General features: G+C 63.8%; 6 protein-coding genes. 3 read left to right on the top strand and 3 right to left on the bottom strand.

From position 1 onward, the window contains the following. Positions 1-60 precede the first annotated feature (60 nt). Positions 61-1,845 (top strand): outer membrane beta-barrel protein, encoded by a 1,785-nt coding sequence (locus EN845_RS08965; RefSeq protein ID WP_167531298.1) that lies wholly within the window; start codon positions 61-63, stop codon positions 1,843-1,845. 158 nt (positions 1,846-2,003) lie between these two features. On the opposite strand, the gene galU is transcribed toward EN845_RS08965, so the two are convergent. Further along, complete coding sequence (galU, locus tag EN845_RS08960; protein ID WP_189343710.1) at positions 2,004-2,918, bottom strand: UTP--glucose-1-phosphate uridylyltransferase GalU; 915 nt, start codon at positions 2,916-2,918, stop codon at positions 2,004-2,006. A gap of 201 nt (positions 2,919-3,119) precedes the next feature. On the opposite strand from galU, the gene EN845_RS08955 reads away from it, so the two are divergent. Together EN845_RS08955 and EN845_RS08950 are read left to right on the top strand one after the other, a co-directional pair. Beyond that, positions 3,120-4,343: a lytic murein transglycosylase gene (locus tag EN845_RS08955; protein WP_127869905.1), complete on the top strand. Its 1,224-nt coding sequence runs from the start codon at positions 3,120-3,122 to the stop codon at positions 4,341-4,343. 31 nt (positions 4,344-4,374) lie between these two features. Next, positions 4,375-5,607 (top strand): DUF459 domain-containing protein, encoded by a 1,233-nt coding sequence (locus EN845_RS08950; RefSeq protein ID WP_127869906.1) that lies wholly within the window; start codon positions 4,375-4,377, stop codon positions 5,605-5,607. Here the strand turns inward: EN845_RS08950 and EN845_RS08945 are convergent. Further along, positions 5,604-7,058 carry a glutamate synthase subunit beta gene (locus EN845_RS08945; protein ID WP_127869907.1) on the bottom strand — a complete coding sequence of 485 codons (1,455 nt, stop codon included), beginning with the start codon at positions 7,056-7,058 and terminating at the stop codon, positions 5,604-5,606. The two genes, EN845_RS08950 and EN845_RS08945, sit on opposite strands and share 4 nt — an antisense overlap. A 141-nt stretch (positions 7,059-7,199) precedes the next feature. Beyond that, positions 7,200-11,933, bottom strand: coding sequence for a glutamate synthase large subunit (gltB, locus tag EN845_RS08940; protein ID WP_127869908.1), 4,734 nt, complete (start codon positions 11,931-11,933; stop codon positions 7,200-7,202). Positions 11,934-12,203 lie beyond the last annotated feature (270 nt).

Below are 12,203 nucleotides of genomic sequence, written 5' to 3'. Positions count from 1 at the left end.
CCATCCCCATTTACGGTTCGGTAAGTATGGCGCGCATGCGCCGCGCGAGCAGTGGTGGCGATGTCCGGGGTCCAGCCAGAAAAATCGAGAGGACGACGGGGCAACGCGGTCTGCGCCTTGCTGCTTGCGACCAGCGTCCTTGCCTTGCTGCGTCCTGCGCCACTCCAGGCCCAGGAAACGGAACTGCGTGGAGAAGTGTCGGAATCGGCGATCCTGTCCGACCAGCAGCGCAAGGCAAGAAACCTTGTTCTTGCCCAGCAAGCGGCGGCCAATGCTGCCGCGCAGGACGATGCGTCGGCGCGCACCTATCTGCCGGCCAGCGCCGGTGCCGTGCCTGACGATACCGACGCCGCGAACTCGACCACCAGCGTCTTCGACCCGCCCCAGGCCAGTGACGATATCTCCGCCGACGCACCGACGCCGCCCAAGCCGCGCCGCACTTCGGCCGCCAGGCAGAACGCGGCCGACAAGGCAAAGGACAAGGCTGCCGACAAGTCCAAGAAGAAAAAGGGCACCACGGCGGCTACGGATCCAACCACCACCGCCACGGCGACCACCACGGCGAGGACCGACGATACCGACAACACCGCGGCGGACCAGGAAGCGGCCAACCGCCGTGCACTCACCATCGACAGTGTGGACAGGCAGAAACTCGACGCCGGCGCCGAGCGCACCGCTGCGATCGAAGGCCAGAACAAGAAGCCCGAGGACGATCCGTTCGCCGCCACCGGTGTCAAATGGGGCTCCTTCGTCATCCGGCCGACCATCGAACAGGGGCTGACGGCGACGACGAACGGCGATTCGAGCAGTGCCGGCACGTCGGCGCTGCTGTCCGAGACGGCGCTGCGCTTTACCGCCGCTTCCGACTGGCGCGAAAACTCCGCGACCATCGACGGCTATGGCAATTTCCGCGAAACCGTGTCGGGCTACCCGGTTCACGATGCGCAGGGCCGCATCGAAGGCCAACTCAATGTCGACCTCGACAAGGAATTGCGCGCCATCGCCAAGCTCGGCTACGAAGCCGTGCCGGAATCGGCGTCTTCGCCCGATGCCATTGCCGGCGTCAGCACCCAGCCGCTGCGGCAGACGATCGATGGCAGCATCGGCGTCGAGAAGGCCGTCGGCAAGATGCAGTACACGTTGACCGGGGCGGTCTCACACGACTTCTACGGTGACGCCAAGCTCGCCGACGGCACCTCGCTGTCGCAGAAGGATCAAGACAACACGCTCTACACGGCAACCTTGCGCACCGGCTACGAGATTTCCCCGGCGCTCACGCCCTTCACCGAAATCGAGGTCGGCCGCCGGGCCTATGACCAGCGCATCGACGATGAAGGCTTCGAGCGCTCCTCGACGCGCCTCGGCGCCCGCGCGGGCCTGCAAGTCGACATGGGCGAGAAGCTGTCGGGTGAATTCTCGGCCGGCTGGCTCAGGGAAGCGATCGACGACAAAAGCCTTGAAGCGATTTCGGGTGCCACCGTCGATGCCGATCTAAAATGGTCGCCCGAACGCGGCAGCACGATCGGCCTGACTGGCAAGACCACTGTCGAGACCACGACCACATCAGGCGAAAGCGGCGATATCCTCTACTCCGGACGCCTGACGGGCGAACGCGTGATCCGATCCAATCTCACCGCGAATGCGGCACTGGGCCTGGACTGGCGCGACTATGTCGGCATCGACGGCCATGACAGGATCTTGAGCGCCGAGGCCGGCCTGACCTGGTGGCTGAACCGCTATGCCGGCCTCACCACCCGCGTAAGAACCGAAAAGCTGACCAGCAACCTGCCCGGCCGCGACTACACCGCCAACAGCATCTACCTCGGCATGAAAGTGCAGCGCTGAACGCGTATGCACTTCGTCATCCTGGGGCGTAGCAAGGAGCGAAGCGACCCGGCGCAGACCCCAGGATCCATGCAGCGACTTATGGGTCGCCTCTGCGGTGATAGGCCTGGAGCATCTCTCTGGCTCCTGCTTCGCCGAGGATGACGAAAGTATGGGGCTTAAAACGCTGCTCCGCGCCGTTCTGATGGCTTCATCTCGTCGAGAAGCGTGCGGATCACGCCGGCCATGCTCTGGTTCATGTCGTTGCGCCACAGCGCGAAGGCGACATTGGCCTCGACAAAACCTTCCGGCGAGCCGCAATCGAAGGTGCGGCCCTGATAATGATAGCCGTAGAAGGCTTGCTGCTTTTCCAGCTTCAGCATCGCGTCGGTGAGCTGGATTTCGTTGCCGGCGCCCTTCTCCTGGCCTTCGAGAATTTTGAAGATCTCCGGCTGCAGGATGTAGCGGCCGTTGATGTAGAGGTTGGAGGGCGCTGTGCCGGTCTTCGGCTTTTCCACCATCTCGGTGATGCGGAAGCCGTGATGGGTGTCTTCGCCGCGGCCGACAATGCCGTATTTGTGAGCCTCCGCCGGGTCGCATTCCTGCACGGCGATGATGTTGTTGCCGGTTTCCTCGTAAAGTTCGACCATCGCCTTCGTGCAGCTCTTCTCCGACTGCATGATCATGTCGGGCAACAACAGCGCGAACGGCTCGTCGCCGACCAGTTCGCGCGCGCACCAGACAGCATGGCCGAGACCCATCGGCACCTGCTGGCGGGTGAAGCTGGTCTGGCCCGGCGCCGGCTGCAGCCGCTGCAGGCGGGCAAGCTGCTCGTCCTTGCCGCGCTGTGCCAGCGTGTCATAGAGCTCGAACTGGATATCGAAATGGTCCTCGATGACCGCCTTGTTGCGGCCGGTGACGAAGATGAAATGCTCGATGCCCGCCTCGCGCGCCTCATCGACGACATACTGGATGACCGGCCTGTCGACGACGGTCAGCATTTCCTTGGGAACGGCCTTGGTGGCCGGGAGAAACCGGGTGCCGAGGCCGGCGACCGGGAAAACTGCCTTGCGAACTCTCTTCATGCTTCCAATTATCCGTTTGCTGGCCGGCTCCGCAATCCCGTCTCGCGACATTTTCACGCCGGAATTGAAGATTACTGGAGCGGCTGAGGGAAACTTCCACCGGTTAAAGCATCGAGGTGTCTTTTCGTTCCAGGCGACGCCTATGGTAAACTAATTCCTAACCCGGTTCGGCGATGAATGGTCTTTCCTGAGACAAAGAAGGAGGAAAAGATGTCCGTTCGCAATGCCGCAAAACGTTTCAGCAGCGTCATGACGGCCGCAAGCCTCTCGCTCGCTTTGCTCATTCCCACCGGGCCGGCCTTCGCCGACGCCGGGTTCCGGCAATGGGTCGCCGGCTTCCGCGCCACCGCCGTGGCCGGCGGCGTTTCCGCCGCCGTCTACGACCAGGCCTTCCGGGGGATCAACGAGCCCGATCCGGTGGTGCTGGAAAAGGCCCGCACCCAGCCCGAATTCACCGCACCCGCCTGGGATTATTTCGACAACCGCGTCCATGACCAGTCCGTCGCCGTCGGGCAGCAGATGGCGAAAAAGTGGAAACCTTGGCTGGACAGGATCGAGGCGAGGTTCGGTGTCGACCGCTACGTGCTGTTGGCCATCTGGTCGATGGAATCGAACTATGGCGAGATCCTCAAGCGCGACGACATCATGCGCAATGTCGTCCGTTCGCTGGCGACTTTGGGATATGGCGACCCGAAACGTTCGAAATACGCCCGCACCCAGTTGGTCGCGGCGCTGAAGATCCTGCAGAGCGGCGACATCGACGAAAGCCACCTGATGGGCTCCTGGGCGGGTGCCATGGGCCAGACCCAGTTCATCCCGACCAGCTACCAGCATTATGCCGTCGACATGGACGGTAACGGCAAGCGCGACATCTGGAATTCCATTCCCGATGCGTTGGCGACATCGGCTAACCTGCTCAAGAAGAATGGCTGGCAGGCTGGCAAGACCTGGGGCTACGAAGTCACCTTGCCGGCAGGCAAATTGCCGGGCGGATCGAAGACGCTGGCGCAATGGCAGGCGCTCGGCGTCGCCAGGGCCAGCGGCAAACCGTTCAAGACCCTTACCGACAAGGCGACGCTGAAAGTGCCGGACGGCCGCGGCGGACCGGCCTTCCTGATGATCAGGAATTTCTCGGTCATCAAGGCCTACAACAATGCCGACAAATACGCGCTCGCTGTCGGTCTGCTTGCCGATGAGATCGCTGGCGGCAACGGCCTGGTGCAGGACTGGCAGCGACCTTTCACCAAGCTCAGCTTCGAGGAAAGGCAGGAGTTGCAGAAGCGACTTTCCCAGCATGGCCTTTATGATGGCAAATTCGACGGCAAGATCGGTGACGGCTCGAAGACGGCCATCATGGCTTATCAGGCGAAGGTTGGCTTGGCCCAGGATGGCTATCCGAGCTTGGAAGTGCTGAAATGGCTCAGGCAAAAATAAAACCTGGCGTAGTTGAGTAGGGAGGGGGCGATTGGTTTGGCCTGCGCGCATCGGGACGGTCGTTCGTCGCACGCCGGTGCTGATTCTGGCCTTCGCCGTGCTCGCCATCGCTGTGGCCGGCGCCGTCCACGCCCCAGCCATGGCGCAGGAGCAGCCGCAGCAGAGCCGCGGCTGGTCGTTGCGCGACCTTCTGTTTCCGCGCCGCAGCGAGCGGGTAGAGCCGCCACTGGACATCCAGAAGGCGATACCCAAGCCGAAGAAGAAACCTCGTGCGCCTCGCCCACCCGAGGAGCCTGCAACGCCCGTGGCCGAAAAAGCGCCGGACGCCCGCACCGTCCTTGTGGTCGGCGACTTCATGGCGGCGGGTCTGGCCGAGGGTCTGGACGAAGCCTTCGCCGAGAATACCGGCGTCAGGATCGTTGACCGCAGCAATGGCTCGTCAGGCTTCGTGCGCGATGATTTCTACAACTGGCCCGAACAGATCAAATCGCTGATCGAAACCGAAAAGCCCGCCGCGGTGGTCGTCATGCTAGGGTCTAACGACCGCCAGCAGATGAAGGTCGGGGACGTACGCGAGCAGCCTCGTTCCGAAAACTGGACCAAGGAGTACGAACACCGTACCGATGAGTTCGGCAAGGCAATCGCCACCGCCAAGGTGCCTTTCCTATGGGTGGGCATGCCGGCCTTCCGGGTGCCGAAGATGACCTCGGACATGCTGGCCTTCAACGACATCTACCACAAGGCGGCCGAAAGCCACGGCGGCGAATTCGTCGATGTCTGGGACGGTTTCGTCGACGAGAACGGGGCCTTCATTACCAGCGGCCCCGACATGAATGGCCAGCCCGTGCGGCTGCGCGCCGATGACGGCATCAACGTGTCCAAGGCAGGCAAGCGCAAACTCGCCTTCTACACCGAAAAGTCGCTGGTGAAGATCCTTGGACTGGCCGCGCCGGGAAGCGTGGCACCGACGGCGGCGCCGGCGGGCGCACCGGTCGAGGCGCCCGGTTCGGCCGCCGCCCCCATCGTCATCGATCGCACCCAACCCATGCTGCTCAGCGATCCCGCGCTCGACGGCGGCACCGAATTGCTCGGCGCCGCCCCACTGCCGAAGGCCGATCCAGCTCTTCCCGGGGAAAGGTTGGTGATCGAGGGCAAGGCGCCGGAAGCTTCGCCCGGACGCGCCGACGACTTTTCCTGGCCGCCGAAGGCAAGTCCGGCAGCCGCGGCCGCGGCCGCCGATACCACGACGGCGATTACCCCTTAACGCGGCAGGACGGTCGTCCCCATCAGCGCCTCGTCGATCGAGCGTGCCGCCTGGCGGCCTTCGCGGATCGCCCAGACGACCAGCGACTGGCCACGGCGCACGTCGCCCGCCGCGTAGAGCCGGTCGACGCTGGTCCTGTAGTCGCGGTCATTGGCCTCGACATTCCTGGAACGGCGGCTGTCGGTGGTGATCTTCATCTCACCCTCCAGTTCCGCCGCAACGCCTGCCGTCGCCGGTCCGGCAAAGCCGATGGCGATGAAGGCGAGATCGGCGCGGATGACGAATTCGGTGCCGGCGATCGGCTTGCGCTTCTCGTCGACCTCGCAGCATTTGACGCCCGTAAGCTGGCCTTCCTCGCCGATGAATTCGAGCGTCGCCACCTGGAATTCGCGCTCCGCGCCCTCGGCCTGCGAGGACGAGGTGCGCATCTTGGTTGCCCAGTAGGGCCAGACGGCGAGCTTGTCTTCCTTCTCGGGCGGCTGCGGGCGGATGTCGAGCTGGGTGACGCGCACGGCGCCCTGGCGGAAGGCGGTGCCGACGCAGTCGGAGGCGGTATCGCCACCACCGACGACAACGACATGCTGGCCACCGGCGATGATCGGATGCGACGGCCATGCCACGGACTGGATCGGCTCACCGCCGACGCGGCGGTTCTGCTGCACCAGATAGGGCATCGCGTCATGCACACCGCCGAGATCATCGCCGGGTATCCCGGCGGCGCGCGGCGTTTCCGAACCGCCGCAATAGAGCACGGCATCATGTTCTGCGAGGAGTTCAGCCACGGGCTTGTCGACGCCGACATTGACGCCACAGTGGAAGGTCACCCCCTCGCCCTGCATCTGTTCGATGCGCCGGTCGATATAGTGCTTCTCGATCTTGAAGTCGGGAATGCCGTAACGCATCAGCCCGCCTGGCCGGCTCTCTCGCTCATAGACATGCACGTCGTGGCCGGCGCGGCCGAGTTGCTGGGCGGCCGCCATGCCGGCCGGGCCGGACCCGATGATGGCGACCCGCTTGCCGGTCTTCCTTTCCGGCGGATAGGGCCTGATGTGGCCGGTCTCATAAGCCTTGTCCGCGATCGCCTGCTCCACCGTCTTGATGGCGACAGGAATGTCCTCGAGGTTCAGCGTGCAGGCTTCCTCGCAAGGTGCCGGACAGATGCGGCCGGTGAACTCCGGGAAGTTGTTGGTCGAGTGCAGGTTGCGGATCGCGTTGTCCCAGTCCCTGTTGTAGACGAGGTCGTTCCAGTCGGGGATCTGGTTGTGGATCGGGCAGCCGGTCGGCCCGTGGCAGAACGGAATGCCGCAATCCATGCAGCGCGCGGCCTGTTTCTCGACCTCCTTGTCCGACATCGGCAGCGTGAATTCGCGGAAATGCCGGATGCGGTCGGAGGCCGGCTGGTACTTGTGCACCTGCCGGTCGATTTCGAGAAAGCCTGTTACCTTGCCCATAGTCCAGTTCCTGCTGTCCAGATGGTGCGGTTTTCGCCGCACCCGTTAACCTCTTGAGGCAGCCATGGCAACCTTGAGCCCGAGGTCAAACTGTCGATGAAGGGGCCGGGAAGCCTGGGCTCCCCGGCAATTCTCAATAATCTATTCGGCCGCGACGCCCATGCGCATGCGTTCCATCTCGATCAGCGCGCGGCGGTATTCGACCGGCATGATCTTGCGGAATTTCGGCCGGAACGTCGCCCAGTCGTCGAGGATCTCGCGGCCGCGCACCGAACCCGTATAGTGCACGTGGTTCGAGATCAGCTGGTAGAGCCGTTCCTCGTCATGGCTGGTCATGTCGCCGGAGACGTCGACGCGGCCCTTGTGGTCGAGGTCGCCGCCATGGTGCAGCAGCTTTTCCATCAGGTCGTCTTCTTCCGGAACCGGCTCCAGCTCGACCATGGCCATGTTGCAGCGCTCGGCGAAATCGCCCGCCTCGTCCAGCACGTAGGCGACGCCGCCCGACATGCCGGCGGCGAAGTTGCGGCCGGTCTTGCCGATGACGACGACGACGCCGCCCGTCATGTATTCGCAGCCATGATCGCCGACGCCTTCGACGACGGCCGCCACGCCCGAATTGCGCACCGCGAAGCGCTCGCCGGCGACCCCGGCGAAATAGGCCTCGCCCTCGGTCGCGCCATAGAGCACCGTATTGCCGACGATGATGGAGTCGGCCGCGACGATCCTGGCTTCTTGCGGCGGCCGGATGACGATGCGGCCGCCCGACAGGCCCTTGCCGACATAGTCGTTGCCGGCACCGACCAACTCGAAGGAAACGCCGCGTGCCAGGAAGGCGCCGAAGGACTGGCCGGCGGTTCCGGTGAGCTTGACCTGGATCGTGTCCTCGCGCAGCCCCTTGTGCTTGAAGCGCTTGGCCACCTCACCCGACAGCATGGCGCCCGTGGAACGGTCGACATTGCGGATGTCCACCTCGATCTTGACCGGTTGCTTGGCCTCCAATGCGGGCTTGGCCAGTTCGATCAGCTTGCGGTCGAGCACATCGTCGATCGGGTGCTTCTGCCGTTCCGTCCAATGCACTGCTTCATGCGGCGCATCCGGCTTGTAGAACATCTTCGAGAAGTCGAGCCCGCGCGCCTTCCAGTGCTGGATCACGTCGCGCTTTTCCAGAAGGTCGGCGTCCCCGATGATCTGGTCGATATGGGTAAAGCCCATTTCGGCGAGCAGCGCCCGCACCTCTTCCGCCACGTAGAAGAAGAAGTTGATGACGTGCTCGGGCGTGCCCTTGAAGCGCTTGCGCAGCACCGGGTCCTGCGTCGCCACACCGACCGGACAGGTGTTGAGATGGCACTTGCGCATCATGATGCAGCCGGCCGCGATCAGCGGCGCGGTCGAGAAGCCGAACTCGTCGGCGCCGAGCAGCGCGCCGATGATGACGTCGCGCCCGGTGCGCAGGCCGCCGTCGACCTGCAGCGCCACGCGTGAACGCAGGCCGTTCAACACCAGCGTCTGATGCGTCTCGGCAAGACCCATCTCCCACGGGCTGCCGGCATGCTTGAGCGAGGTCAGCGGCGAGGCGCCGGTGCCGCCATCATAACCCGAGATGGTGATGTGGTCGGCGCGCGCCTTGGCGACGCCGGCGGCAACCGTGCCGACACCGACTTCCGACACCAGCTTGACCGACACGTCGGCCGCCGGATTGACGTTCTTCAGATCGTAGATCAGCTGCGCCAAATCCTCGATCGAATAGATGTCGTGATGCGGCGGCGGCGAGATCAGGCCGACGCCCGGCGTCGAGTGCCTCACCTTGGCAATGGTCGCGTCGACCTTGTGGCCGGGCAATTGGCCGCCCTCGCCGGGCTTGGCGCCCTGCGCCACCTTGATCTGCATGACATCGGAATTGACGAGATACTCGGCCGTCACGCCGAACCGTCCCGAGGCGACCTGCTTGATCGCCGAGCGTTCCGGGTTCTTGCCGCCGCCAGGCAGCGGCAGATAGCGGTCGGCCTCTTCGCCGCCCTCGCCGGTGTTCGACTTGCCGCCGATCTGGTTCATGGCGCGCGCCAGCGTGGTGTGCGCTTCCCTGGAGATCGAACCGAACGACATCGCCCCGGTCGAGAAGCGCTTGACGATCTCGGCTGCCGGCATGACGTCGTCGAGCGCGACCTTCTTGCGCCCGCTCTCATCCGCCAGCTTGATCTTGAACAGGCCGCGGATGGTCTGGGCGCGGGCCGTCTGGCTGTCGATCTGCGTCGAATACTCCTTGAACGTGTCCCACGAACCCTGGCGCACGGCGTGCTGCAAGGTGGCGACCGCGTCGGGCGACCACATATGCGCCTCGCCGCGCATGCGGAACAGATACTCGCCGCCGACCTCCAGGCTGTTGCGCAGCACCGGATCGCTGCCGAAACCGTCCGTGTGGCGGCTGACGGTTTCGCCTGCGACCTCATCAAGTCCGACGCCTTCGATCAGCGTCGCGGTGCCGGTGAAGTACTGCTGCACGAAATCGGTCTTCAGCCCGATGGCATCGAAGATCTGCGCGCCGCAATAGGACTGATAGGTCGAGATGCCCATCTTGGACATCACCTTGAGGATGCCCTTGCCGATCGACTTGATGTAGCGCGACACCACTTCATAGGCGTCGACCTCTTCCGGCAGCTCGCCGCGCTTGTGCATGTCGAGCAGCGTGTCGAAGGCCAGATAGGGATTAATCGCTTCCGCGCCATAGCCGGCAAGGCAGCAGAAATGATGCACCTCGCGCGGCTCGCCGGATTCCACGACCAGGCCGACCGCGGTGCGCAGGCCCTTGCGGATCAGATGGTGGTGCACGGCGGCCGTCGCCAGCAGTGCCGGAATGGCGATGCGGTCCGGCCCAAGCTGGCGGTCGGACAGGATGATGATGTTGTAGCCGCCGGCGACCGCTGCTTCGGCCCGCTCGCACAGACGTTCGACGGCGCCCTGCATGCCGGCAGCACCCTCGCTCGACCCATAGGTGATGTCGATCGTCTTGGTGTCGAAACGGTCCTCGGTATGGCCGATGGAGCGGATCTTTTCGAGATCGCCGTTGGTCAGGATCGGCTGGCGCACCTCGAGCCGCTTGCGGCGCGAATTGCCGACCAGGTCGAAGATGTTCGGCCGCGGTCCGATGAAGGACACCAGGCTCATCACCAGCTCCTCGCGGATCGGGTCGATCGGCGGGTTGGTGACCTGGGCGAAATTCTGCTTGAAATAGGTGTAGAGCAGCTTCGACTTGTCCGACATCGCCGAGATCGGCGTGTCGGTGCCCATCGAGCCCACTGCTTCCTGGCCCGTGGTCGCCATCGGCGACATCAACAGCTTGGTGTCTTCCTGGGTGTAGCCGAATGCCTGCTGGCGATCGAGCAGGCTGACGTCCTTGCGCAGCGCGCGCGGCTCCACCGGCTTCAAATCTTCCAGGATGAGCTGCGTGTTGGAGAGCCAGGTCTTGTAGGGGTGCCTGGTCGCGATCTCCGACTTGATCTCCTCGTCGGGGACGATGCGGCCCTTGGCCAGGTCGATCAGAAGCATGCGGCCGGGCTGCAGCCGCCACTTCTGCACGATCTTCTCCTCCGGCACCGGCAGCACGCCGGCTTCCGAAGCCATGATGACGCGGTCGTCATCGGTGACGATGTAGCGTGCCGGACGCAATCCGTTGCGGTCGAGTGTAGCGCCAATCTGGCGGCCATCGGTGAAGGCGACCGCCGCTGGCCCATCCCACGGCTCCATCAACGCCGCATGATACTCGTAGAAAGCTTTGCGGTCGGCATCCATGAGCTTGTTGCCGGCCCAGGCTTCCGGGATCAGCATCATCATGGCGTGGCTGAGGCTGTAGCCGCCCTGGAACAGGAACTCGAGTGCATTGTCGAAGCACGCCGTATCCGACTGGCCATCGTAGGAGATCGGCCAAAGCTTCGAGATGTTGTTGCCGAACAGTTCGGAATCGACCGACGCCTGGCGCGCCGCCATCCAGTTGTTGTTGCCGCGCACCGTGTTGATCTCGCCATTGTGGGCGACCATGCGATAGGGATGCGCCAGCTTCCACGACGGGAAGGTGTTGGTCGAGAAGCGCTGGTGGACGAGGATCAGCGCGGTTTCGAAACGCGGGTCCTTGAGGTCCTTGTAGTAGGCGCCGACCTGATAGGCCAGGAACATGCCCTTGTAGACGATGGTGCGCGCCGACAGCGACACGCAATAGGCGCCGATGTCCTTGTTGTCGTTCTCGGCGTAGATGCGGCCCGAGATGACCTTGCGTAGCAGATAGAGCCTGGCCTCGTATTCCTCGTCATCGATGATATCGGCCGTGCGGCCGATGAAGACCTGGCGGTGGAACGGCTCGGACGCGACGATGTCAGGCGCCTTCGACAGCGACGAATTGTCGACCGGCACGTCACGGAATCCGAGCAGCGGCAGCCCCTCGGACTGCGCCGATTCGGCGATGATCTCTTCGATATGGGCACGAAGGATGGCATCCTGCGGCATGAACCAGTGTCCGACGCCATACTGACCGACCGGTGGCAGTTCGATACCTTGGGCCGCCATCTCCTCACGGAAAAAAAGATCCGGAAGCTGTACCAGCACGCCGGCGCCATCGCCGACCAGCGGATCGGCGCCGACGGCGCCGCGATGCGTCAGGTTCTCGAGCACGGCAAGCCCGTCCTTGACGATCTGATGCGACTTCACGCCCTTCATGTTGACGATGAAGCCGACGCCGCAGGCGTCATGCTCGTTGCGCGGATCGTAGAGCCCCTGAGCGGTGAGGCCGCCGGTAGTCGCGCGATTTTTGATGGAGGTATTTTTGACGGCGGCCGCTTTCGTCTGCGCGGCCTGGCCGTTCGTCGCAGAGAGCGTCAATTCCGTCATCGTTCTATCCTCCGTTCCGCGCCACGTGGCATTGGCCTGCGGGCGCTGGTTTGCCTTGGCGAGCACTTGGGCTCGCCCTTCATTCTTGCGGCACGTCTTGCGAAATCGCCGAACCAGGCGGCGCGCCGCTGGTTCCTATCCGGTATCGTACAGGCCAGAGCTGGTCCGTCCACCTGTCGCTCGCGGCAAAAGCCGGAGTGGCCTAAACGATACGCCAATCCAGCCAGTTTTGTGCGACAAAATAAGACAGCACTACTGTCCTAAATTTTT

The organism is Mesorhizobium sp. M8A.F.Ca.ET.202.01.1.1, assembly GCF_004791595.1.
Taxonomy (GTDB): domain Bacteria; phylum Pseudomonadota; class Alphaproteobacteria; order Rhizobiales; family Rhizobiaceae; genus Mesorhizobium.
This window is presented reverse-complemented; position numbering and strand designations above follow the sequence as displayed.